The sequence below is a fragment of the Ekhidna sp. genome (assembly GCF_965247405.1).
GTDB lineage: Bacteria > Bacteroidota > Bacteroidia > Cytophagales > Cyclobacteriaceae > Ekhidna.
Genome location: NZ_OZ252014.1, coordinates 908,779 through 933,996 on the forward strand (window position 1 = coordinate 908,779; position 25,218 = coordinate 933,996).

Annotated in this window: 24 protein-coding genes; 14 read left to right on the top strand and 10 right to left on the bottom strand. The window is 36.8% G+C overall.

Features of this window, described 5'->3' with window-relative positions:
• The first annotated feature begins 3 nt into the window (after window positions 1-3).
• From ACP14Y_RS03960 to ACP14Y_RS03980, 5 genes are all read left to right on the top strand, one after another.
• The gene (locus tag ACP14Y_RS03960; RefSeq protein WP_424961675.1) at window positions 4-1,497 is read left to right on the top strand and encodes a lipopolysaccharide biosynthesis protein; all 1,494 of its coding nucleotides are present in this window, start codon (window positions 4-6) and stop codon (window positions 1,495-1,497) included.
• Entirely contained in the window at window positions 1,494-3,923 is a 2,430-nt protein-coding gene (locus ACP14Y_RS03965; protein ID WP_424961676.1) for a hypothetical protein, read from the top strand. Before ACP14Y_RS03960 ends, ACP14Y_RS03965 begins: the two co-directional genes overlap by 4 nt.
• Before the next feature lie 249 nt (window positions 3,924-4,172).
• Window positions 4,173-4,871: a WbqC family protein gene (locus tag ACP14Y_RS03970; RefSeq protein ID WP_424961677.1), complete on the top strand. Its 699-nt coding sequence runs from the start codon at window positions 4,173-4,175 to the stop codon at window positions 4,869-4,871.
• Window positions 4,868-5,824 (top strand): hypothetical protein, encoded by a 957-nt coding sequence (locus tag ACP14Y_RS03975; RefSeq protein WP_424961678.1) that lies wholly within the window; start codon window positions 4,868-4,870, stop codon window positions 5,822-5,824. Before ACP14Y_RS03970 ends, ACP14Y_RS03975 begins: the two co-directional genes overlap by 4 nt.
• On the top strand, window positions 5,814-6,788 hold the full coding sequence (locus ACP14Y_RS03980) for a sulfotransferase (protein ID WP_424961679.1): 975 nt from the start codon (window positions 5,814-5,816) through the stop codon (window positions 6,786-6,788). The genes ACP14Y_RS03975 and ACP14Y_RS03980 overlap by 11 nt, the downstream gene beginning before the upstream one ends.
• On the opposite strand, the gene ACP14Y_RS03985 is transcribed toward ACP14Y_RS03980, so the two are convergent.
• Entirely contained in the window at window positions 6,763-7,851 is a 1,089-nt protein-coding gene (locus tag ACP14Y_RS03985) for a DegT/DnrJ/EryC1/StrS family aminotransferase (RefSeq protein WP_424961680.1), read from the bottom strand. The genes ACP14Y_RS03980 and ACP14Y_RS03985 overlap by 26 nt on opposite strands.
• Before the next feature lie 243 nt (window positions 7,852-8,094).
• Here ACP14Y_RS03985 and ACP14Y_RS03990 point away from each other — a divergent pair, with 243 nt between their 5' ends.
• Window positions 8,095-8,997: a TDP-N-acetylfucosamine:lipid II N-acetylfucosaminyltransferase gene (locus tag ACP14Y_RS03990; protein ID WP_424961681.1), complete on the top strand. Its 903-nt coding sequence runs from the start codon at window positions 8,095-8,097 to the stop codon at window positions 8,995-8,997.
• Here the strand turns inward: ACP14Y_RS03990 and ACP14Y_RS03995 are convergent.
• The 9 genes from ACP14Y_RS03995 to ACP14Y_RS04035 form a co-directional block, all read right to left on the bottom strand.
• The gene (locus tag ACP14Y_RS03995; RefSeq protein ID WP_424961682.1) at window positions 8,994-9,983 is read right to left on the bottom strand and encodes a sulfotransferase family protein; all 990 of its coding nucleotides are present in this window, start codon (window positions 9,981-9,983) and stop codon (window positions 8,994-8,996) included. The genes ACP14Y_RS03990 and ACP14Y_RS03995 overlap by 4 nt on opposite strands.
• 99 nt (window positions 9,984-10,082) lie before the next feature.
• On the bottom strand, window positions 10,083-11,528 hold the full coding sequence (locus ACP14Y_RS04000; protein WP_424961683.1) for a LamG domain-containing protein: 1,446 nt from the start codon (window positions 11,526-11,528) through the stop codon (window positions 10,083-10,085).
• A 149-nt stretch (window positions 11,529-11,677) separates the two neighbouring features.
• Window positions 11,678-12,409 carry a LytR/AlgR family response regulator transcription factor gene (locus ACP14Y_RS04005; protein ID WP_424961684.1) on the bottom strand — a complete coding sequence of 244 codons (732 nt, stop codon included), beginning with the start codon at window positions 12,407-12,409 and terminating at the stop codon, window positions 11,678-11,680.
• Window positions 12,410-12,411: 2 nt separating this feature from the next.
• A complete protein-coding gene (locus ACP14Y_RS04010) occupies window positions 12,412-15,300 on the bottom strand; it encodes a histidine kinase (protein WP_424961685.1) in 2,889 nt (962 codons plus the stop codon).
• A 23-nt stretch (window positions 15,301-15,323) separates the two neighbouring features.
• Window positions 15,324-16,409 (bottom strand): DegT/DnrJ/EryC1/StrS family aminotransferase, encoded by a 1,086-nt coding sequence (locus tag ACP14Y_RS04015; protein WP_424961686.1) that lies wholly within the window; start codon window positions 16,407-16,409, stop codon window positions 15,324-15,326.
• The gene (locus tag ACP14Y_RS04020; protein WP_424961687.1) at window positions 16,406-16,861 is read right to left on the bottom strand and encodes an acyltransferase; all 456 of its coding nucleotides are present in this window, start codon (window positions 16,859-16,861) and stop codon (window positions 16,406-16,408) included. The genes ACP14Y_RS04015 and ACP14Y_RS04020 overlap by 4 nt, the downstream gene beginning before the upstream one ends.
• On the bottom strand, window positions 16,858-17,085 hold the full coding sequence (locus tag ACP14Y_RS04025) for a cytochrome b5 domain-containing protein (RefSeq protein WP_424961688.1): 228 nt from the start codon (window positions 17,083-17,085) through the stop codon (window positions 16,858-16,860). Before ACP14Y_RS04025 ends, ACP14Y_RS04020 begins: the two co-directional genes overlap by 4 nt.
• Window positions 17,085-19,445 carry an endonuclease MutS2 gene (locus ACP14Y_RS04030; RefSeq protein ID WP_424961689.1) on the bottom strand — a complete coding sequence of 787 codons (2,361 nt, stop codon included), beginning with the start codon at window positions 19,443-19,445 and terminating at the stop codon, window positions 17,085-17,087. Before ACP14Y_RS04030 ends, ACP14Y_RS04025 begins: the two co-directional genes overlap by 1 nt.
• A complete protein-coding gene (locus tag ACP14Y_RS04035; RefSeq protein WP_424961690.1) occupies window positions 19,445-19,777 on the bottom strand; it encodes a DUF4296 domain-containing protein in 333 nt (110 codons plus the stop codon). The genes ACP14Y_RS04030 and ACP14Y_RS04035 overlap by 1 nt, the downstream gene beginning before the upstream one ends.
• Window positions 19,778-19,910: 133 nt before the next feature.
• Between ACP14Y_RS04035 and ACP14Y_RS04040 the strand changes: the two genes are divergently transcribed.
• The 8 genes from ACP14Y_RS04040 to ACP14Y_RS04075 all read left to right on the top strand — a co-directional run bounded on the left by ACP14Y_RS04040 (window position 19,911) and on the right by ACP14Y_RS04075 (window position 25,163).
• Window positions 19,911-20,798 carry a DUF58 domain-containing protein gene (locus ACP14Y_RS04040; RefSeq protein WP_424961691.1) on the top strand — a complete coding sequence of 296 codons (888 nt, stop codon included), beginning with the start codon at window positions 19,911-19,913 and terminating at the stop codon, window positions 20,796-20,798.
• Complete coding sequence (locus ACP14Y_RS04045) at window positions 20,779-21,681, top strand: hypothetical protein (protein WP_424961692.1); 903 nt, start codon at window positions 20,779-20,781, stop codon at window positions 21,679-21,681. Before ACP14Y_RS04040 ends, ACP14Y_RS04045 begins: the two co-directional genes overlap by 20 nt.
• A complete protein-coding gene (locus tag ACP14Y_RS04050; RefSeq protein ID WP_424961693.1) occupies window positions 21,671-22,714 on the top strand; it encodes a VWA domain-containing protein in 1,044 nt (347 codons plus the stop codon). The genes ACP14Y_RS04045 and ACP14Y_RS04050 overlap by 11 nt, the downstream gene beginning before the upstream one ends.
• A gap of 234 nt (window positions 22,715-22,948) precedes the next feature.
• Window positions 22,949-23,218 carry a hypothetical protein gene (locus tag ACP14Y_RS04055; protein ID WP_424961694.1) on the top strand — a complete coding sequence of 90 codons (270 nt, stop codon included), beginning with the start codon at window positions 22,949-22,951 and terminating at the stop codon, window positions 23,216-23,218.
• Window positions 23,199-23,609 (top strand): type II toxin-antitoxin system VapC family toxin, encoded by a 411-nt coding sequence (locus tag ACP14Y_RS04060; RefSeq protein ID WP_424961695.1) that lies wholly within the window; start codon window positions 23,199-23,201, stop codon window positions 23,607-23,609. Before ACP14Y_RS04055 ends, ACP14Y_RS04060 begins: the two co-directional genes overlap by 20 nt.
• Window positions 23,610-23,669: 60 nt before the next feature.
• On the top strand, window positions 23,670-24,179 hold the full coding sequence (locus ACP14Y_RS04065) for an RNA polymerase sigma factor (protein WP_424961696.1): 510 nt from the start codon (window positions 23,670-23,672) through the stop codon (window positions 24,177-24,179).
• Window positions 24,163-24,579, top strand: a complete 417-nt coding sequence (locus ACP14Y_RS04070) for a hypothetical protein (protein WP_424961697.1) — start codon at window positions 24,163-24,165, stop codon at window positions 24,577-24,579. The genes ACP14Y_RS04065 and ACP14Y_RS04070 overlap by 17 nt, the downstream gene beginning before the upstream one ends.
• Window positions 24,580-24,641: 62 nt before the next feature.
• A complete protein-coding gene (locus tag ACP14Y_RS04075; RefSeq protein WP_424961698.1) occupies window positions 24,642-25,163 on the top strand; it encodes a DUF4252 domain-containing protein in 522 nt (173 codons plus the stop codon).
• Window positions 25,164-25,218 lie beyond the last annotated feature (55 nt).

The following is a 25,218-nucleotide window of genomic DNA, read 5'->3' on the forward strand; positions in this document are numbered from 1 at the left end:
CCTGTGGGAGTAGTCATTAAGCAAAGTTTTTGGGGAACAGTTCTCTCTTATTTGGGAGTGGTCGTTGGCTATCTAAATACACTCTATTTTCGGGCAGAGTATCTTGACCTTTTCCAGATTGGACTTTTCACACTTATCACTGCAAATGCGATGATGGTATCTCCTATTTCATCATTTGGAATGGGGAGTTCCTTTATCAAATTTTTCCCTTCATTTCAAGAAACAAGCAGGAATCGATTTTTTAGCTTTTTGTTTTTGATAACGCTTATAGGGAATGTACTTATCATCGCTGTTGGTTACTCAATGAAAGATCTTATCGCTTCAAGGTATGTAGATACTGCTCCTACATATGTAAACTATCTTTCAATTACCGCCATCATTATTGTAGCCAATAGCCTGTTTGACCTGTTCTTCAATTACAGTAGAACAATCATGAAAGTGATCTTTCCTTCGTTTCTACGTGATGTTTATTTACGACTTGGGTCTTTATTGCTGGTCATTGGGTTTGCATTTGAATGGTGGAATTTCGATATGGCAGTCACTGGGCTTGGGATTGTCTACTCACTTGCTTTTGTATTCCTGTTTACTCATCTAATTGTGGCACATGGCTTTCGCTTTGATTTTCAATCTAGCGTTATAACCAAGGAGTGGAGGGGGAAATTGGTCAGGTTTGGCTCCTATTCAATGGCTCTTGCCGGAAGTTTTGCAATCATTAATAACATTTCTTATGATCAAATAACTGCACAGCTAGGCCCAGCAATGAATGGAATATTTAATACGTGTTTTTTTATAGCGGTAATAGTGGAGATGCCTCGTAGAAATATGAGCAAAGTCCTGTCTCCAGTTATTTCTTCTGAATTTGCCAAAAAAAACATGAAAGAGGTAGATAGCCTCTTTAAAAGAGGTTCAATTACAATGTCTGTGATAGGCCTTCTTTTGTTCATAGGTATTATTACCAACCTGAAAGATCTTTTCGATTTCATTCCTAAGGGCTCAGAATTTCAGGCCGGTTTCTGGGTGGTGGTCGGTGTTTGCTTTACAAAACTGACTTTAATGGTTTCAAGCTTTGCAGGGGAGATCATTAATTTTTCTCATTTATACAAATACAACCTCCTCTTTCAGCTAGCTGCTGCTGTAGTTTTGATTATACTCAATTACTTTTTCATTTCTCTGTGGGGCATCAATGGTGCAGTTTTCAGTTATGTAATTGCAATTTTGTTTCATATAATTCTCAAAGTCGGATTTGTTTGGTACCATTTCAGAATACAGCCACTGATAAAATCTCATTTTCCATTATTCGCCATCGGATTCTTTTTGGGACTTGCAGCCTATTTTTTTCAGCCTTCATGGCATCCTGTTGTATCAATACTTATCCGATCTCTATTCACAACAATAGTATTTGTATATCTGATTTACAGATTTCGAATCTCTCCAGATATCAATACACTCATTCATTCTACCTTTGAACGATTCTTAAAAATTAACCTTCCAAAATGAACGCCAACCTTAAGAAAAACATACTCACCCATGGTTTAATTATTCTTGGGTTTCTTTTTGTTACCTTCCTTGTTCATTACCCATCCTTACTAGGTGATAAGCAAATTGAGCAACATGACATTTTGCAGGCACAGGGCGGTAATAATCAAATTAAGCAGTTCAGCAATACAACTGGTGAACAGTCTCTATGGAATCCATATGTGTTTAGTGGGATGCCAGCGTATTTAACAGGTGTTCAATATTCAGGCGACATTCTAAAATACGTATATAAAGGAATGATGCTTGGGATGAAACACCCAGAAGGAATTTTGTTTGTGTGCCTGGTAAGCTTCTATATTCTGCTTCTTTGTTTCAAAGTGCGGCCTTTGATAGCTGCTGCGGGGGCAATTGCATTCGGGCTTAATGGATTCAATATGATAGGAATCATGGCTGGTCATAATGCTAAAATTGCCGCAGTTGCATTGATGCCGTTGGTTTTGGGTGGTATTCATTTGGCATTTACAGGTAAAAGGTGGCTGGGTTTTGGATTGACAGCCTTGGGTTTAGGCCTCCAAATTCGAGCCAATCACCCACAAATCACTTATTACCTCGCCATAATCGTGGCAGCATATGGAATAAATGCCTTGGTTAAGGCAATCCGTGAAAAAGACTTTAAGCCTTCTGGTATTAATGCTGCTCTAATGATTCTGGCAGCTATTCTGGCAGTGGGAGCTAATTATGGACGCTTAGCTACAACGTTGGAATACAGCAAATACACCATTCGTGGAAAGTCAGAGCTGAAAAGCGATCAACAAGCCTCCTCCGGTTTAGACAAGGAATATGCTTTTAGATATAGCAATGGCATAGCTGAACCGCTCTTCTTATTTGTCCCAAATATTTTTGGTGGCTCATCCCAACAGGAGTTATCAACTAAATCTGCAGTTGCGGATGCTTTGCGAAACGCAGGATATAACCGCTCACAAATTGCTCAACAAGTAAAAGCTATCCCCACATATTGGGGGGATCAGCCACTTACCGCTCCGTACTACGCAGGAACATTTACAGTTCTACTATTCATCCTCGGTATTCTGATTTTACCAAAAAAACATAAGGTGTGGTTAATATCACTTACTGTACTTGGGATCATGATGAGTTGGGGCAACAATTTTGAAGCTTTCAATAATTTTCTGTTTGACTACCTGCCGGGATACAACAAATTTCGTTCTGTGACATTCACCATCATCATCACCATTTTTGCAATGAATTTGTTGGGGTTCATAGCTTTGGAAAAGCTGGTAAGCTCAGAATGGAATGCGGAATTGAGGAAAAAAGCATTTATTCTTTTCGGAATAGGTGGAGGACTTTTAGTTGCACTGCTTCTATTTTCAGGCGCATTGGGATACAGAGGAGCGATAGATGCTCAACTGCCCGACTGGTTCATTACCGCAATAAGAGATGATCGCAAGTCGCTGCTTGTAAAAGACACACTGAGGGCACTCATGTTTGTGGTATCATTTGCAATACTATTGTGGTCACTTTTCAAAAAGAAAGTAAAAATACAGCAGGTGATGCTTGGCTTTTTAGTGATTGTCTTGGTGGATAGTTTCTCACTAACAAAGCGATTCCTCGGTGAAGAAAAGTTTGTTAAAGATCCTTCCAGAGAATTTTTTGCAATGACCGAAGTGGATAAAACAATTACTTCTCAGGCGCTTTACGGAGAGCGAGTTTTAAATCTCCAAAATCCATTTAATGAGAACAGAACTTCTTATTACCATGAATCCATTGGAGGGTACCATGGAGCTAAGATTCGAAGATATCAGGATTTGATCGACTACTGCTTGCAGTCGGAGATGCAAAGTGCATTCCAGTCACTTCAAAATCAATCACTTGATTTCTCAAACTTGCAAGTATTAAACATGCTTAACACGAAGTTTTTGTATGCAGGTACACAGCAGAATGGTGTATTCCCAAATAGGTATGCCAATGGAAATGGCTGGACTGTTTCAACAATCATTCCTGTGAGTTCTCCAGATGAAGAAATTGGGAAGGTATGTTCCATCAACACAAAAAATGAAGCTGTAATCGATCAAAGTAAATTTAATATTCCTCAAATTTCGGGTTCTGGCATCATCACACTAACTGAGAAAACACCTAACAGAGTCACCTATCAAGCTGAAATAAGCAATGGAACTGCGATGGGAGTATTTTCAGAAATCTACTATCCTGATGGATGGGAAGCTACCATTGATGGGGAACAAGTTGAAATTCTTAGGGCAAATTATGTATTACGTGCATTGCCAATACCTGAAGGTAGCTATTTGATAGTTTTTGAGTTTAAACCTCAAACATATTTTACCGGGAATAAAATAATGATGGCCGGGTCAATTCTTGTGATAATTGCATTTGCGGGCAGTCTGATTCTCAATCTAAATAGTCTGAGACATTAAAACACTGATCCTGCGAGCATGCAGGACTTGTTTTTCAAATCTATTACTTAAACCTCACCTGCGATTTCTGGTAAACAAGTAAGAAAAGGATGCTTTTAATAGAGGTAGAAGTCGTCCTCTTAAGGACTATCGATTACTTTTAAAAAAAAAATGTTTATTGATTCACGTTTAAGGTATTCGGTGCAAATTGTTGGAGTTTACTAATGCTGAAAAACAAATAATTTAAGTTAAAGCAGAAGTTATCAAGCTATGAGACTGGCAATTATGCAACCATATCTTTTTCCATACATTGGTTATTTTCAATTAATCGAGTCAAGTGATTTATTCATTTTTCTAACTGACTCAAATTTTATCAAACAAGGTTGGATTAATCGAAACCAATTACTCTTAAATGGTCATCCTACATTCTTCACTGTTCCATTATCAAAAGCAAGTTCAAACAAGAAGATCAATGAAACCAAAATCCATACTCACCTCTTTGAAAAATGGAAAAATGGGTTCCTTAAATCGATAAAACAATCTTATGCTAAATCAAAAAACTTTGATTCTTTTTATCCAGAGTTAAATTCATTTTTTGATACTAATTTCCATACTATTGATAAAATGGCAATTGCCAGTATAAAGTTCTCGGCTAATTTCTTAGGACTCAAAGCAACTTTCAAGGAAAGTGATTTTTATGATTCTTCCATTAAGGGTTCTGAGCGAGTTATTCATATTTGTAAAGAAGAATCTGCCACTGATTATATAAACCTCCCAGGAGGAATGGAATTATATTCTAAGAAATCTTTCAATAATGAGGGTATTGAACTACATTTTATTGAGTCACTGAACTTTAATTATAGGCAGATCTCAAAAGATTTTCACCCAAATCTTTCAATTCTTGACTTACTTTTTAATTGCAGTGAGGGTGAGCTCAATGAATTTCTGAAGAATTATCAATTAACATGAAGGCTATAGGTGGTTTTCTAGAAGAGGAAGATTTACTAAGCGAACCTAATAATTATAGGATAAGAAAGGAATTTAGTTTTTCAAATGGTCGATCTGCATTATTCTTTATTCTGAAAAACACAACTCCACAAAAAATCTATTTACCCTATTACTCATGTGATGCACTAATTCAACCAATTAAAAAGTTAAGAATTTCTTATTCGTTTATTCCTTTAAATAGATCTTTGGAATTTAAGCAATTACCAAATCTTAAAGGTGACGAATTTATTATTGGAGTGAATTATTATGGATTGAAGACTCAATATATTAAATCACTTTGGAGCCTATTTAAAACTAGACTTATAGTAGATAATTCTCAAGCATTTTTTGCTCCTAAAATAAATACTTGGTCTTTTAATAGTCTGAGAAAATTTTTTGGGGTACCTGACGGAAGTTTTTTAGACTATCCAAATTTCATTGAAATACAAAGGTCGGCAAAAGGTATTAAACCCAATACTTCACATCTGAAATTAAGGAAAGAAGGAAAACTTGATGAAGCATATGAATATTATCAATCACTGGAAAAAGAACAAACTGTCAATAATCTTAAAATGTCAGCCTATTCATCAAGAGTAATGCAGCAAATAGACCTAAAGTCTATTAGATTAAAAAGGATCAATAACTATCGCATTCTTTCAAGAAAACTAGATGAATCAAATAAACTCAACTTGAACCTTAATGGACAAGTCCCGCTTTATTATCCCTATTGGCCAAAAATACAAATCGATCATCAAAAAATCTGGAATAAAATGATTTATACCCCAATTTTATGGAAGGAATGTTTAGACAGAGAGGATAATTTTGATTTTGAAAAGAGAATGAGTGGAGAACTCATTCCCTTACCTATAGACCACAGATATAGTTTAAGGGAAATGGAGACAATTATTGACACCATTAAACAACATGAAAGATAAAGATCGCCAAAAAGATCACAAGAGGAATAAATCTCTTGAAAATGTGCTAAATGAGCTAGAATCTCTATTGAAAAGTACGAATCAAAAAATAGTAGCTTCAGGACAGAAACCTCACTTACCAATAATTTTTATTATGGGTTGTGCACGAAGTGGAACTACTTTGCTTTATCAATTTCTTGCTAAAACGGGACTATTCGGATATCCAAATAATATCATTTCCCGCTTTTACTATTCACCTTATCTAGGTACCAGGATTTATCAAATGCTCCATGAATTAGATGATAAAGATGAAATATTTCCTCTAAAAGAAACTGAAGACTTTTCCTCCAAGCTTGGAAAAACCAGGGGTCCTAATCAACCTCATGAATTCTGGTACTTTTGGAATCGTTTTTTTCAGTTTGACGAAAATGGTCGTCTATTAGACAAATCCAAAAAACTAAAAAATCTTGATATTTTCATTAAAGAGTTGGGCACTTTTCAAAACGCATTTAATAAACCATTGATTCTGAAAGCGCTAAATATGAACTGGCATATTCCACTTCTAAATGATCTTTCCGAAAATTTTTATTTTCTGCATCTAAAGCGAGACATTAGGTACAATGCCCAATCATTACTAAAGGCTAGAGAATCATTTTTTGGAAATACTTCTTATTGGTACTCATTTAAGCCTCCGAACTATAAAGAGCTTAAATTATTACCTGACTGGAAACAGGTAGTGGAACAAGTTAGGAGTAATAATAATGGAATAACTGAAGGACTTTCTAAGATCCCTCAAAACAAACAAATGACCATTCATTTTGAAGAATTTGTTGAAAATCCCAACCTTATTCTAAAAAAAATGAAGACGTTAAATATTATCAATGAATGTCCTGAAATAGAATGTCGTTTTAATAAACAAGATAAAATTACAGTAGATAAGAAAACATGGGGGTTAATCTCTAATTATGTTTCATCGAACTTTTGATCAGCTCACAAATCATTTCCACTTTGGAAACACTTAAGTCGTAATAAAGAGGTAAACAAATTATTCTTCGTGCTACTTCTCTAGCAACTGGAATGCGATCGCTGGTAGATAAATAGGGCAGTTGGTCCAATGTTGGATAGAAATACCTTCGAGTATTGATTTCGTTTGCTTCAAGAAAAGCAGTCGTCTTTATAAGTTGTTTCTCAGATTCGAATAAAATTGGCATATATGCATAATTCCTTGTGGCGCCCAACTCCCATCTTTGAAAGGTAATTGGAAGTTCGGACAAGAGAGACTCATATACATTGACAAGGGATTTTCTCTTAGCAATAACTCGATCAATAAACTCGAGATTTACTAATCCCATTGCCGCATGAAATTCAGAGTTTTTTCCATTTATTCCCAATTCTGAATATTGATAAGGACCATCATGACCAAAATTTCGCATAAGTTCACATTTTCTGACAAAACTCATATCTGATGTAGCAACAAATCCCCCCTCTATGCAATGATAGAGCTTGGTAGCATGCAGACTGGCAGTCGAAATATCTCCATAGTTAAATATTGATTGCTCCTCATATTTAACAGAAAATGCATGTGCTGCATCATATATTACTTTTAAGTCATTTGCGTGTGCCAGCTGGTTAATTGCCTTTATATCACATGGATTTCCAAATACATGTGTACCTATTATTCCGACTGTATTGTAACTAATAAGAGACTCTATTGATTTCACATCTATATTAAAGGTATCTTTATCTATGTCTGCAAAAACAGGCTCGCAACTTTCCCATACAATACTACTCGCAGTAGCTACATAAGAAAATGGTGTTGTAATAATTTGTCCTTTAAGATCAAGTGCTTTAATCGCAATTTGTAAAGCGATAGTACCATTATTAACTAATACGACCTTATTGCTAAGGTTTAAATAATTCTGCAACTTTTCCTCTAGTAAACGAACATTAGGGCCATTATTGGTCAACCATGTTCTTTCCCATATATCATCCAGTTGGCTAACAAAATATTCCTTCGGTGGCAAAAACGGTTTATTTACTGGGATCATTATTAAATAATTATGACTCAAAAATAGCATTTAATATCAGCCCAAATACATGGTTCGAATTGATAGATTTGCACAATGCGAATTGCTCACCTCTTCCCTGATAACACTACTTTTTCTGCTAATTTCATGTACGGCTTAAGGTATTTTGGTTTCAAGAAGTCAAATACCATATTTGTTTATTTCAACACTGTCCCTAACAAGTTACAATCTTATACAAATTTTGATGTCCGCCCAGTCACCTCAATGAAAAAGCTCAGGAATGAGCTTGAAGCATTTGATCATATAGTCTTTCATTCACTTTATCCACATTACTTAAGTCTTATACCAAGGCTTTCAGGGAAGCGGCTCTCATGGGTATTTTGGGGCTATGAGTACTATAACTATTTCGAAACAAATTATTTCGAAAGAGAAACAAAGAGGATCCTTCCAAGGCGGTCAATTATAAAATATGTAACCAGATGGATACGTAAACAGCAGCTCAAAAAAGCATTGAAGAAAATTGATTTTTTTCTATTCTGGGACAGAATATTTTATAATAAGCTAAAGCAAAAGTTCAATTTGAAAGCTGAATTCCATGAATTTCTATATTGTCGATCTTTTTTTGAAAAAATAGAATTACCCAATGAGAAAGAATCCAAAGCAGACGGTTTCATATGCTATGTTGGTAATTCTGGTTATTTAAGTGGAAATCAGCCAGACGTTTATAAAAAAATTTCTAGTATAAAAAATATTAGAACTGTATACTCCCTATTGGCGTATGGCAATGAGGCTGAAATCAAAAGAATTGAACAGTCTGCAAAGAAATACTTAAATAATCATATCCCAATTAAAGAATTTTTACCTTTCGATAAGTATATACAAATGATGAATAACATAGACATTGTCATCTGTTATCATAATCGAATGCAAGCCTTAGGGTTGATTTTCAATGCAATACTCCTGAAGAAAAGACTGGTGCTAAATGAAAAGAATAATTTCAAAAGAATATTGAAAAGTATAGGCATTCAAACCTTTAACCTTGAAGATATAGAATGGTTTGATAAGAAAAAAGAAATTAAACAACTTGATCAAAACAGGAAATTACTTCTCCAATATTTTAACCGTGATCGTCTCTATCACTACTACTCTGTATTTTCCGAAAACTAAGCTTTCAAATTTCTAAGTTTGTCTATTACGTATTCATAATCATTCTTCTCATTCTCAATTACCCTGTCAATATTTTTTTTCTCTTCACTGGTTAATTCTTTTTTCCATTTGGTCAATGGATTGCCTTTGGATGTTGTGTTTATTAAATCGACTTTTCGTTTTGCTATACTCTCCTCAACTTTGATGAATTTTGCATTCAAGTTAAGAAAGGCAAAAATTTCTTTAAATAGTCGCTCCTGATGCCGGATCAAATCCTCATAGCAAATAACTAAATATTGGTTTCTATCTATTTTTTGCAAGGATTCCAAGCCCACCTTATTCAGACGAATCCACATAGATGGAATTGTGGAAAAGTCATTTGGGTAGCAAGGAGAACCATTTAGATTGGAAGGTACACTATCCTCGGTGACCCTAGACCAGCACGCTCCATTCTCATTGGTTTGAAATGAAATTTTTTTCCTGCTTTTATAATCATTATCAAAATGTATTTTAAGACTTGATGAATATGAGTATATATCTCTAATGATAAAAATGAACTTTGCTTTTGGAAAAAGCTTGTCTACATATAGAATTTTATTGATCAAATGAGGTGATTTATTAACCGGAATTATTTGATCCCAATCATAAAATACTCTTCCTGTTTGTTTATTTCTTTTATTCACCCATCGCATCAGATGCCTTTTTATAGACTTACCTTCACTAATAAAATCAGTTATATATCGAGTCATCTGGTAAGTATGATATGCTGAAGCTTCTGAGCCATCATTGTATTCACACCTTATTGTGGTTTCAGTGCCTCCTATTTCCTCCCACACCAGATTAAGTTCTACACCTATTTTAAAAAGCTGTGGATGTGCTGAAAGTTTATCAACTAAGAATGTTGTACCGCTTCGCATACAACCAGTAATAAATATAGGTGAGTGATATTTTGTAGGTGGGATTTCTTCAGCAGTTTTAAGAATAGGCTTTAAAAATTTTGGAAGCATAAAGAAGTAGTTGATTGGGGACTTCAAAATTTGAAGTAATATAGTTTTTCATTAAACATGAAAAGAAAGCATCTCGAAAGAACAAAATAAGAGGGATAATCAATCATTAAACAAAGCATCCACTTCAGCAGAGTTTATCGCGCGATCATAGATGCGAACCTCATCAATAGATCCATTAAAAATTCTATCATAAATAGTACTTGAATGATGAACAGCTCCAATCATAGCATGAGCAGTAGTAGATCCTGTTTTTATATCAAAAGTTTTAGATACCTCTTCGCTTAAAACACCATTGAGATATAACAAATACTTTCCATCGCTACTAACTAGGGTTATATGATTCCATTCGTTTCCGATATCAGCTTGAACAACATCTGAAGGACTTTCTGAACCATTGGACCAAGTTGCAAATCGAACATCATGATCTGCAACAATGTAAAGATTATAAAACCGGTTATCAGAAGCCGCTATATACTTACTGAATATTGTCATATTATCATTAGGTGTTTCAATTGAAACTTCATTGCTTTTTACCCAGGCGGAAATAGCAAAGCCTTCATAATTACCAAGAGAAAAGATTTCTGAACCACCTAGATCTATATAATCATCTTCCCCATCGAAACTGTATGCAGAACTTCCAACTCCATTCCGATCCTCTGTTAAAGAGGCACCATTCACGCTTCCATGGTTGCTATTTACACTCTCATCATTCGCATTACCATTAAAAGGATAGTAGGCTATCAAACCAGTGGTAATATCAACTTCCTGTTCAAGAGTAATCTCAAGAGGACCATATTGGTTGGTACCATCATGCTGCCTCAATGAGTCAATTGTAAAGGTCTTGTCAAAGATCCTATATCCTGACTTTTCAATTATCAAATTGAAGCTATCATAGCGCTCCGAAAGAACTACTTTATTTGTAACATCAAACAGTACGTCCGTCATCACCGTATCCTCCTCGTTCAAGATTGTGAGGTTTGCATCAGTAAGCTCATATTGTTTGGATGAATAATCAAAAGCTAATACGCCTAGCAATAAATCAAAAGTCTCAATCACATTAAAACTAAATGATGAATAGCCAAAATCTACGCTACCTCCCTCATCCGTACTAATCACTTCAAGTACCACATGAGTCACATCGTCCTTACTCACAACAAAGTGAATGGGTAGTGGTTTATTTACCAAGTAAGCCATTTCCGATCCATCCTTGGGAGTGGCATAGCGAACTATACTATCAGTGTCCAAAACAAAAAAAGCTTCTAGTTGATATGATCCAAGATTTAACGAGATGGGATCACTTTCATAATTCTCATCAAATTGATTCAAAAATATTTCATCATCATAAACAACTAATCCACTCTCATCTTCTATTGTCACATATAATTTAGTCAGTTCATATTCTTCTGCTAACCTTTCAGAAATAGAGGTAGTTGTAAATCCGAAAATCACCTCATTGGAAGGTATGCCTCCTCTGTCATCATCTTTACATGAGATGAATAAAGTGAGTATTGTAAAAAAGAGAATTAGTCTAAATTTTTGAATCATATCTTTGAATTATTGGGTCAGTCCTTTTGAACTAGGTTCTATTGTCACAAATCTACGGCGAAAAACATAATGATACATTTAATTGACCATATAATGAATAAATGGTCAGTATAGAGGTATAAAGTGTAGTTCTGAATGAACGAAGGGATTTACAGGTTTTGCAATTTCTCTATAAGAAAGTCTTTCTTATTACGAGAAACCTCCACAACATCTCCATTTTCAAGAATTACGTTTCCTTTCTTTTTGTCAAATTCTATAATTTTTTCAATGTTAATGAGGTGTGATCTGTGAACACGTACAAACTTCTGCTGATCAAGTAATTTTTCATACTCTCCAAGCGGCTTTGATGTTATTAAAGTTGATCCTACTAAATGAAATCTTGTATAATTTTTTTCAGAGGATAAGAAATTAACATCTGAGTATTTAACCACTCGAATTCCATCAGTTGTACTTATAGAAAAGCGCTCTGATCTCTTTTGATCTAAGATTTCTGAGAAAATGTCAAACTGTTCACGAATTTGCGAGGTTTCTTTAAATCTGTCCACCGCTTCAATCAATTCATTCTTATCGACTGGCTTAAGTAAATAATCTATAGCTGAAAGTCTTATGGCTGTTATGGCAAATTCATCATATGCTGTCGTAAATATGACTTTGGTCTGAGTTGTTCTATTAATTCTTTTAAGTAAATCGATACCTGAGCCATTTGGCATATTAATATCTAGAAAAATCAAATCTGGTTTTTCCTTGATAATATGCTTATACGCCTCGCTTATATTGTTGGCGGATCCAATCACCAATATTTCTGGACAATATTGATCAATTAATATCTGTAGTCCACGGATAGCTCTAGGCTCATCATCTACGATTAGTGATCTTATCATCTCTAATTAAGGTTCGAAGGATAACTAAAGGTAACTTTTGTGCCAGAATTATTGGTTGAAATTTCAAAATTCGACTTTATACCCTCAAGTTTATTTATTAAATCAATTCTTTCCTTGACCAATTGAATACCTCTAGGGTTGGTTTCTTCATTATTGATTGAAAACCCCTTACCATTATCTTTTACTGAAACAGAAATTAACCCTCCTTTCAATTCAAAATTTAGATGAATCTGACCAGGTTTACTGATATTTTGTAAACCATGCCAAATAGAGTTTTCTATCAATGGCTGAATAATCATCGAAGGAACTTTTGTATTGAATGTATTGATTTGACTATCAACAGATACATTAAATTCTACCTTCTGATATAATCTAAGCTTTTCCAATTCTACGTATAACTTCATTAATTCTATTTCCTCATAGATAGGAACAGAAAGTAAATTTGAATGATTAAGAATTGTTCGCATTAGCTTACTGTATTTCACAAGGTAATCCTCCGCAATGTCTTTACTACCCTCCAATACAAATGATTGAATCGAGTTTAATGAGTTAAACAGAAAATGAGGGTTTATTTGTGCCTTTAGTGCCTTTAGATCAGATTCAATTTTGTTCTTTTTCAGTGCAGTTCTTTTACGCCTTGCAGTAGAACTGAAATAATAGATAAGACCAATCGATGTAACTACTATGAATGTGATTATAACTTTGAACCACCATGTTTGCCAATAAATGGATTGAATAGAGAATTTTTGACTAACAGGAAGCGTCCAGGGACTATTTGTAGCTTTTGCTCTTACTTCAAATTCATAATCACCTGATGGTAAACTCTGAAAAACAAACTCATTATTATTGGTAGTATTCCAATTAATTTTCTGAAATGAATCCTTTAATCTATACTGATAAGTGAGATCGTTTTGATTTCTAAAATACACGGCCTTTGTTTCGAATCTAATGGGGCCAGGGTTATGTGGCAGAATAATCCTGTCTGAATCCTTGTAAGAGAAAATCGAATCAGTGGTAGTAATTTTTTCGATATAAAGTGGGAATTCTGGATCATTAGAAAATGACTGGTCATGTGGAAAATAAAAGATCCCATTGCTATGCGCTATGAAAATGTTCTTATTAAAATACTCAAGACCATTTATCCGACCGGGCTCTAAACCATTAGATTCAGAAATGTGGTATTGATATTTAATACCTGATTCATCAAATAACACCCGTGTTATACCCCTTGGATTAGATGCGTAGGAGACAGAATCTATGATAAAAATTTTCTCATATATATCTGAATAATTATCTACTCTAAACTGTTTGATTTTTTCTAAAGAAAAGGAGGTTATCTCCCCCATTGGAATCCTGATAAGTCCATAACCTGCAGTCGCTAACCAAAAATTTTCATATTTATCTAAAGAAATACTAGTAACACGAACATCTTGAAATGCTGGTATAATCGATACAGATTTCTTCTTCAAATTCAGCAGAAACAACCCATGTTGATTAGCAAGAATTACATTTCTATTATCTAAATACTCATATCCATATGTCTTACCAAGCTTGTCATTCTTTGTTGAAAAATAAGTTCCCTCATCAAGATTCCACCACCATAGCTCTGACCTTTTAAGACCCAATAGAGTATTATCTTTAAAATAAAATGCACTTCCTGTTTCAAAATATGAATCAGGAAAAACCACTTCAACATTATTTTTCCTAAAGGAAGTTGAATTTAGCGTCCAAATTGTTTCCAACGAATCGACCTCAATCGCAATAAATGCAGATATGTCCTTCAATGTAAATAAATGACTATAATTATCAAGTGAATCAACTTTTAAGACTGCATTATTACTGTTTACTATATATAGATGCGAACCAAATGAGTCCATTCCAATTACATCCTCATAAATAGAAACTTGTTTACGTTTCACTTCATTCTTTGGAAGAAAGAAAATACCATTGTTTAAAGTAGTCAACCACACATTACCCATTACATCGGAGCTAAAAAGTGTGGTTTTTTCCAAGCCAATCCAATCTGTAATTTCAAGAGTTTCGGTATCAATTATTTTCACCCCCTCACTTGTGAAAAGAAATATAGTATCGTCATTTACCCTATAGTTATATACGTTATAGCCAGTTATTCTTTTGATCCGAATTTCTTTTGACTGAGTATTAAGTAGAAAAATGAAATTTTCATTTAGACTATGGGAAATACCGATGATATTATCTCCAACTGCTCCACAATAAGAGAGCGCAGTTGAACTTATCTTGCCCAATAGAGAAATGTTGAAAGAATCGAAGGGTTTACTAGCAGCAATGGAATCTACCTTTTCATGAAAAAAACGATAAGAGAAAAATCTATTGGTGAAGAAGTAGAAGTATGTGTCATTGATTAATGCCCCATAACAATAATTCTTTCCATCGTTAATTGATTTTACCAGCCCTTTCTGATCGTTTATGATTTTTACTCCTTCACCTAAAGATGTTATAAAAACATAATCACCTTCCGTATTGATGCTAGTAATTCGTGAATTAAAGTCTAACTCTTCTAAAAACGATGTGTTCTTTGCACTATAAATTTCGCCATCCTCTATAAAGCATAACTTTCCGTTAAATGTATAAATCCAAATTCGCCCTTTATGATCTTTGTGGAAATTCAGTATTTCCATATCAGGAAGACCATCTTTTAAACCGTAATTAATGAAATCTACTCCATCAAATCGACTTAAACCGGCATCTGTTCCAAACCATATGAATCCATCATCATCCTGAACAGCACAATACACAGTATTAGAAGGCAAGCCATCTTTAGTAGAATAGTGAATTCGATTAAAAACGTTGATAGGCTGTGCCGGTATATACGACACAACTGAAATCAGTAGTAGGTAAAATAAAATCTTCACCCCATGAATATATAAATGTTCATTTAACTAGCAAGGGCTTCACATACCCAGTCTACCTCCTCTTCCGTTATTTCTGGAAAAATGGGTAGTGACAATATTTCAGAGCAAAGTTTTTCAGCTACGGGAAAATCTCCTTTTTTATGTCCTTTATATGAATAGCTATTCAGATGAGGTAAAGGTGTTGGATAATGAATGGCACAACCAATGTTGACCTTTTTTAGCTTATCCATCAATACATCCCTTTCTTTTGACTGTATCACGTACAAATGGAAAACATGTCTCACCCCTCCAGGAGTAATTGGCTTACCGACTCCTTTGAGTTTTTCATCATACCAATTAGCAACTTGGATTCTAGATTTAGACCATTTTTCTAAATAAGGAAGTTTGGCCTTTAGAATTGCCGCCTGTAGGGTGTCAAGTCTTGAATTTCTTCCGATGATTTGATGATCGTGTTTTTTTAACTGCCCATGGTTTGAAAGCATTCGACATGTGCGAGCTACTTTCTCATCGTTCGTCACTATTCCACCTGCATCACCATATGCCCCCAAATTTTTACCTGGATAAAAACTAAAGGTTGCCACATCTCCGATTGTACCTACTCTTCTACCATTAATTTCGGCTCCATGAGCTTGTGCACAATCTTCTACAATTTTGAGATTATGCTCTTTAGCGATCTCCATTATCTGATCCATTCGAGCAGGTAATCCATACAAATGAACCGGAATAATAGCTTTTGTTTTATCGGTGATTTTCTGCTCAATCAAATCAGGATTGACGGTACGCTCATTTTCTAATACATCTACAAAAACAGGCTCTGCGCCTACATTATTTACAGCACCTGCCGTACTAATCCAAGTTAGCGCAGGAACAATCACCTCATCACCTTCACCAATTCCCAGTGCCTTCAAAACAATCTCTATCGCGTCTGTCCCATTCGCTACACCAATACAATACTTCGCACCAACATATTCCGCAAAATCTGATTCAAATAATTTAATTACTTCACCACCAATAAATGCTGTCTGATCAATGACAGAAGCAATAGCCTGATCAACCTCCTCTTTAATCAACTCATACTGAGCCTTTAAATCAACAAATGGAATACTCATATATCTCTCAATTTCTTAGCAGGATTACCTGCGTAAACCCCGGGTTCACTGATATCTTTAGTCACTACTGCACCTGCTCCAATCACCACATTATCACAAATCTTAACCGGCATAATCGTTGCATTGGAGCCAATAGAAACATTATTTCCAATCCGGGTAGACTTCCATTTGGACGAATCTCCACCAGCCGGTCCGCCAGATGAGAAAACATCATTAATAAACATTACCCCATGTCCAATGAAGCAATCTTCGCCAATGGTTACCAATTCGCAAATGAATGAATGTGACTGAATTTTGGTACGTGCGCCAATCTTCACCTTCTTCTGTATCTCCACAAAAGGTCCTACAAATACACTTTCAGCCAATTCACAACCATATAGGTTACTAGGCATCACCACTTTCACACTTTCATGTGCCTTAACATCTTTGATTCCAGATTCAATAATTTTCATTTTACTAGTCTACCTACGACCTGTAATTTCTCAAAAACTTTTGTATCATGTGGAGCGTCCTGCAATTCATCAGTCAAATCCTGCCCCGCCCAGTGTTCATAATGCTTCCCATTTCGCCATAACCTGGAGTGAGTGACATCATAAATTACTCCTTTGTAAGCAATCCAGATTTCTTCCTTCTCATTCCCATTTCGCAAAGCAAGCTGATGTCTGGTAAATTCCATTACTGCAACTTAATTACTGAAATTCCTGCACCTCCCCTATCTGCGTGCTCATCTTCCACGCTAGCAATGCTGGGGTGTCCCTTGGTTACGTTTCTCACGATCTCTCTCAGCACTCCATGCCCTTTGCCGTGCACGATCCTCACCTCATCTGCCCCAACAAGCAATGCCTCATCAATGAATGACTCCACGGTATTCATGGCTTCATCTGCTCTCATTCCCCTGATACTGATCTCATGATTAAAATTGGCCATTTTGCTGCTGAGGTCTATCCCCATTTTCCTGACCTTCTTCTGATAACTTACCTGTGGTGAGTTGTTAGCTTTTTGAAGTTTATCGGTGGATACGATCGACTTCAAAGATCCAAATAGTACTTCTGCCTGCTTTCCTTTGATCTTTTGGATCGTCCCTGTGGTGTCCTGCCCAATCATTTTCACTACATCACCTTCTTTCAAATCAGCCTTTTTTTTCTTTGGCTTTTCTTCGAAACGCACCTTTTTCTGATCCAGCTTCTCACGAGCAGCTTTCGTTCGTTCTTTAGACGCTTTGCTTTCCTTTATCTCCCTAATCGTCCGCTCTACGTCCTTGTTAGCATTTTCCAGAATCTGTTTTGCTTCAAGTTTAGCCTCTTTGAGGATCCGCTTTTTATCTTCTTCCAGCATGGATCTTAAATCCTCATAGTCTTTGCGGGCTTTATTGATATCCCCCTGATCTTTTTCCAACTTCTTTGTCAACTTCTCAAATCGGGCTTTTTCCTTTTCCAGTTGATTCAATAACTGATCATAAGCAACATGCGAACTGCCGATTTTCTTTCGTGCCTTCTCTATTATGTCTTGAGGTAATCCAATCTTTCCTGCAATTTCAAATGCAAATGAACTCCCCGGTTTTCCAACCTCCAACTCAAACAGTGGCTCCAATGCATCTAAATCATACTTCATGGCACCATTTACCAGTCCCGGCGTTTCATCACCAATCTTCTTCAGGTTTTGATAATGAGTGGTTACGATTCCGTGGGCCTCCTTTTTGTTCAGTTCATTTAGAACAGATTCTGCAATCGCACCACCGAACTGCGGTTCGGTTCCCTTCCCAAACTCATCGATCAAGAACATCGACCGTTTATCTGTGTTTTCGAGGAAAAACTTCATGGAAGTCAGGTGAGAGCTATACGTACTCAAGTCATCCTCAATAGATTGTGTGTCCCCGATATCAATATAGATGGAGGAAAAAAATCCTAATTTGCTTTCTTCGTTGACTGAGACAGGTAGCCCTGTTTGAAGCATATACTGCAGTAACCCCACCGTTTTTAATGCTACTGACTTTCCACCAGCATTAGGGCCTGAGATGATGAGAATTCGTTTTTCATGATCCAAGGATAAATTGAGTGGAACTACTGGCTTGCCACTTTCTTTATGAGATAAAAAAAGCAGTGGATGGATCGCATTAACCAATGAAAATTTCGTGGTTTTTTCTGTAGGTGGGATTACTCCATTGATCAAATCAGCCAACAATGCTTTAGCATGAATAAAGTCGAGCTTTTCAAGTAATGATGCCCCATTTTTTAGGTCTTTAAGATTAGCACGCACATGATCAGAAAGCGCAACTAAAATTCGTATAACCTCACGTTTTTCCGCATATTTTAGCTCTCTTACCTGATTATTTAGATCAAGAACCTCCCCCGGCTCCAGATATACGGTTTGACCCGTTGCTGATTCGTCATGAACAAAGCCTTGAATACGTTTTTTATGTTCGGCTTTTACAGGTATTACCAATCTGCCGTCACGTACGGTCAGCGTGCTATCCTCTTCTGTAAAATCATCTTCTTTGGCTTTTTTCAGTACTTTTTGAATGGCTGACCTTACAGCCCGTTCGGACTTTGCAATCTTCGATCGTATCTCTGAAAGCTCTCGTGAGGCAGAATCTTTTACTTCACCGCGATCATCGATGGTCTTGTCAATATGAATAGCCAGATTGGGGTCTATCTCAATATGGCTGGACAATGCCAACAGTTCTGGATATTCACTTCCTTTCTTTTGAAAAAACTGCACCCAGGAAGTCAGGGTATTCACACCTCTTTTCAGTTCATGAAAATCATCCGGTTCTAGAAACGATCCCGGAACTTTCACTTCAGTGAGAAAATCGTCGATATCCGGGAATTCAAAGGAGACTTTATCCTCAGGGCTTCCCTTCAACCGAATCATCTCTTTGGCTTGATTCAACCATTTGACCAACACTTCATATTTATCTGTTGGCTTGGCTTTTTGAGCAAGTACTTCACCCCTATTACTCTGACAAAAGCGAACCAGTTGATCCCTGATCAGATCAAAACCCAACTTCTCCTCTACATCCCTTGGATAAATCTTCACTATTTAGATTTTTGCTCTCTTGCCATCAATGAATCAACCACTGCGCTATAGATTTTCTCAAAATCGGCAGGATTATCTACATAATAGTTGAAGCTACGTTCATATTGGCTCTGTGTAATTCCAAGATCCTCAAACAATAGCTTCTCGTAATGCTCGTAAACCGCCTGCGTGCTATCATAAGGATCAATAGGCACATTATTGACCTTGGCTTCAAGTAAATGTACTTCCATCATTACCTTGACCATTTTCTCTTTGCCAATCAGGTCTTCAGGCACTTCCGGACCCGAACAGTAGCAAAGTATTACAAGAGCGGTTAAAAAAATGTTTCTCAAATCGGTCTAAGAATTCGTGAAAATATAATTTTGAAGATCAAAGAATTGTTTGATCAATTACAAAGATCATACAATGTGTTGCAATTATCAATGTTGCCATATTAATGCCAAACTTGATAAAGCAAATAACTCAATGAATAAGGACATTCTCAAACGACTCAGAAGATACGAAATTCGCATTCGCAAAGCGATCAATTCGCAAATGCAAGGCGATTTCCATTCCATATTCAAAGGATCTGGTTTGGAGTTTGATGACGTGCGCCCATACCAGTGGGGAGATGATGTACGAAACATCGACTGGCGGGTGACTGCAAAAGGGCATGGCACCTTCATGAAGACCTTCATTGAGGAAAAAGAACAGACCGTGTTTTTTCTTTTAGACGTATCAGCTTCTCAAGAGATTGGCAAAGACAAACGTCAAAAAATCGATTTAGCTAAAGAAATGGCAGGTTTGCTCGCTCTCTCAGCCATTCGGGAAGGGAGTAAAGTCGGCTTACTGGCATATTCAGATCAGGTAGAGGATTACATAAAGCCAAGCAAAACAATGAAACATGCCTATGAAATTATCAATCGCATGTTTTCACTCAAACCTAAATCACGAAAAACCGATCTGGACGGAGGAATCAAATACACACTAAACCTACTCAACAAAAAGGCTATCGTTTTTATCATCTCAGATTTCATTGATGAGAACTTTACTCACTCCATGCGAGGACTGGCTAGAAAGCATGATTTAGTTGTGGTACATATTTCAGACAAAAGAGAGTCCGCAATTCCCCACCTTGGAATTGTTCCTCTCTATGAAAAAGAATCCGGTAAAACAGTCTGGCTAAACACCTCATCAAGTGAATTCAAAAATGCGGTAGAGAAGACACATGGAAAGAACAAGGAATCATTGGCAGATTTTTGCCGCAGGAATGATGTAAACTACATTTCCATTGGTACAGAAGATGATTATGTACCAAAACTTATTAAACTTTTCAGACACAGAAACCGAAGCAATGCGAGACGTACAAGGTAAACGTTTGTTCACCATCATTGCCCTTTTGTGCACCTTTCACCTACACGCACAAGAAATCACCGTAAAGGGAGGATTCGTGGAAGATAGTCTGCTAATTGGGCAGGATGTGAACTACTGGATGTCCGCTAGCTACCCTCCTGAATTGGAGATGGTGTTCCCTGACAGTCTCTACATGTTCACTCCTTTTGAATTCAGCAACAAAACGTACTACCCTACTCAGATTGTAGATGGGCTTGCATTTGATTCCACTGTTTACACCATCCAATCGTTTGAAATTGATCGGGTTCAATACCTGAAACTCACTGCGGTTATTTTAAATGGATCAGACTCTACTGTCATCGAAACGCCCTTGGACTCTATCTTTTTAACAGAACTGGCACCTGTAGTTACGGATTCTACTAAGCTGAAAACAAACCTCGATTATCAAGCAGTGGACCGTCAATTCAACTATCCATTGATGTATTACATCCTTGGTGGATTGATACTTCTCATCATTATTCTGCTCCTGATTTTCGGCAAACGGATTTTGAAGTGGATTAAGCTAAGAAGGTTGCGAATGCAATACGAGCAATTTTCTGAAGTTTACAACGAATACATTAAGAAATTAAAAGTTGATCCTAAACCTGAACTTGCTGAAAAGGCGTTGGTATTTTGGAAAAACTACCAGCAGCGATTAGATAAAGTGCCTTTTTCTGTGATGACAACCAAAGAAATTTTGAATCAGGATTTTGCTGGTGAATTGAAAGAACCGTTGAAGTCTATTGATAGCGTGGTATACGGAAAACGAGTACAGAAGAATATTTATCAGGATTTCCAACAAATTGAGGATTTCACACAGGATAGATACACTAAAAAAATAGCGGAGATCAAAGATGGAAAGTAAGGTCGCAAATTGGTTTTCACTTGAGTGGTTTACCCCAGAAAAGCTTCAAAGCTTTGATTGGGCCAACCCGCTGTGGTTTTATGCCATGCTGGCCATCCCCTTCCTATTCATTCTCAGGTGGTTGATCATTAACCGGTTCAGTCAGAAACTTCCAGTTGCATTAACCAAAAAAGACTTAAAAAGTGATCCAATTACTTATTTGAGGTTTATTCCTCCTGTATTCTTTGTTATCAGTTTGATACTCATCATGACCAGTCTTGCCCGACCGCAAACGACCAATGAGCAAGTAGAGCAATGGAGTGAAGGGATCGACATTGTATTAAATATCGATATCTCAGAGTCTATGCAGATCATGGATTTTCTGCCAAACAGATTGGAAGCTGCCAAGGAGGTGGCGAGAAACTTCGTGGCAGGTCGTTTTCAAGATCGAATAGGCCTTGTTATCTTTTCTGGGGATGCGCTTCCCTCTTGCCCATTGACAACCGATTATGGACTCCTATATGAGCTAATTGAGGATATAGATTTCGATAAAATCGAAAGCAGAGGAACAGCCATCGGTAATGCTATTACTTCCGGTATCAACTTTCTTCGAGAATCAACTTCTGAATCGAAAGTGATGATCCTGTTGAGTGACGGTGACAACACCGCAGGCAATGTAGATCCAATCACAGCTGCCAACCTGGCCAATGCCTACAACATCAAAATGTATGTGATCGCGATTGGACGAGAAGGTAAAGTGCCTTTTGGCACAGACTTCTTTGGCAGACCCAGGATGGTAGAAAATACCTTCGATGAAACAACCCTACGAGAGATTGCTGAAATTGGAAATGGAAAGTTTTATCGTGTTTCAGATAAAGAAGCACTTGTACAAGTATTTGATGAAATTGACCGACTGGAAAAGGCTGAGATCAAAGAAACCAGATACAAAGACACTACAGATTTCTATTATGTCTACCTGAAGTGGGCGGCTGTTTTCTTCCTACTTTGGCTACTTACCAAGTCAATCTTCATAACGAATGTCCTGACAGATTAAGGCAATTTGGGATAAGCAGGCCTAATTCATAACTTGGTGTTATGATCAAGATACACTTCATACTTATTGCGCTTTTATTTGATCCAGAACCATTAGAATATCAATTTGAATGGAAAGGCTGGTATCTCATCCCCATTTTAATAGTCTTGCTCCTGATTGGCTATTGGGTACGAAAAAGAAGACATAAGTAAATAATTTTCAATTCTAGAAAATGTGTAATACATTTGTAATACAATGAAGGGTAAGAAAGAAAATATGCTCAATGTTCGGTTAGATAACGATACCAATCAAAAGCTGAATGAATATAGCGAGCAGCATGGTTCTTCTAAATCTGCCATTGTAAAAGAAGCATTAGCCATGTATTTCAATAAAGAACAATCCAAACAGCTTCCGTTTGCCCTAGGTAGTGACCTGTTTGGCACAGCCAAAAGTGGAAAAACCGATCATTCTACAGCTTACAAGTCGAAATTAAAATCTAAACTTCGTGAGAAACACGCTCATTGATGCAGGTCCGATCATTGCCCTTTTTGACCAATCGGATCAGTACCATTTGAAAGCCGTTCGTTTCCTGGAAAGTTATGAGGGTTATCTATGGACCACATGGCCTGTAATTACAGAAGCGTCCCACATGCTTGACTTTAGTGTGAAGGCCCAGTCTGCATTGCTGGAATGGATTGATAGAGGTGGACTGAGAATTTTTGATTTGAATGAAGAGCATATCAAAAGAATAAATCAACTCACCCATAAATTCAGTGATGTACCGATGGATTTGGCAGATGCATCATTGGTTGTTGTATCTGAGCTTACTGGATATAATGAAATCATTTCAATAGATTCTGATTTTTATATCTACCGGGACATCCGAAATAAATACCTGACCAACATTTTTAAGTAATCAAATATTTATTTCATTTCTTCTGTAACTTTTCATTCAGCTTCCACATCATCTTGCTGAATGTCACACAATCTATACCATAATGAAATCCTACCCGCCAGTGACGGCATGTACAGATACGCGTTATCAATTGTACGTGAACCCGAAACGGCTAGGGATATCGTGCAGGACTGCCTCACGAAAATCTGGAGTATTCGCAAGGATCTGGACAAAGTAGAAAAAGTCAACGCGTGGGCTTTTCGTATCGTCCGAAACCGATGCATCGAGATCATGCGAAGAAACCGATACGCAGACCTGGATGAGAAAGTGGTGAATATGAGACATTCAGACCCGGTAGAAAACCAGGCTATTACCAACGACTTTATGTCATTGATGAAGCAAGTGTTAAAAGAGCTACCGGTTAAGCAGCAGGAGGTCTTTCATCTTCGTGAAGTGGAAGACATGAGCTATCAGGATATAGCTGAAACGTGCGGGCTCACTGAAAGTGATGTGAAAGTCAACATTCATAGAGCTCGGAAAAAAGTGAAAGAAGCAATGCAAAAAATAGACGCATATGGGATCGCAAATTGATAAACTATTGGAAAAGTACTGGAACGGTGAAACCAGTCTGGATGAGGAAAAAGTGATTAAAGCCCATTTCAAATCCAATCCGGCACTTACCAATGAAGGTCATTATTTCCGATACCTGGCCAAAGAAAAACAGGTGAAGTATAGTGGCTCAAAGGGAATCAGTAAAAAGCGAGCCTGGATGTCTGCTGCAGCAACTATCACTGTAGGTCTTATTACTGCAGTATTGGTTTTCAATGATGCCAATAAAGACCCGTTTGCGATAGAAGATCCTGAAAAAGCTTTTGAAGCAACTAAAAATGCTTTGATGATGATAAGTGGAGAACTGAAAGAGGGAAAAGAACACACTCTTGAACTTTCCAAGTTCAACAAGGCAAAAGAAGAACTTCAGGAAGACTCCTGATGGACTTTTCAAAAACTCAGAAAACCAAAACCTTCGATTTAAGACCATAAAAAAATTATACCATGAAAAAAGTAGTATTAACAATTATGATTTTATCCGTAACCAGTGTGGCCTTCAGTCAGCAAGTGGTAAGTAAATACATGGATAAATATGAAAATGATGAGACGTTTACTAAAGTGTCTGTCAGTAGTAAAATGTTCTCTCTGTTTTCCGAAATGGAGGGAAGCGAAGAAGATGAGCAGCTTTTCTACGATATCACAAGCAAGCTGAAAGGCATGAAAGTGATTGCAAGTGAAAAAGTATCAAGCCCAAAATCGATGTACGACGGAGCTGTTTCAGATGTAGAAAAAGCGGGCTTTGAGGAATTGATGACGGTAAAAGACGCTGAAGAAAACGTGAAAATTTCTATACGTGAAAAAGGAGGCATCATAGAAGAGCTAATTCTTGTGGCCGGAGGTAAAGAGAAGTTTGCTATGGTAAGTATCTATGGAGAAATAGACCTGAAGCAAATCTCGAAGCTGGCGAGTCTGATGCGAGTAAATCAGCTCAAGTATTTAGAAAATATCGATAAGGCGATCGATTAAAGACAGTTAGTTGACAAGGTGGAGTGAGGGCAATCTCCTCTGCCTTTTTTTTATT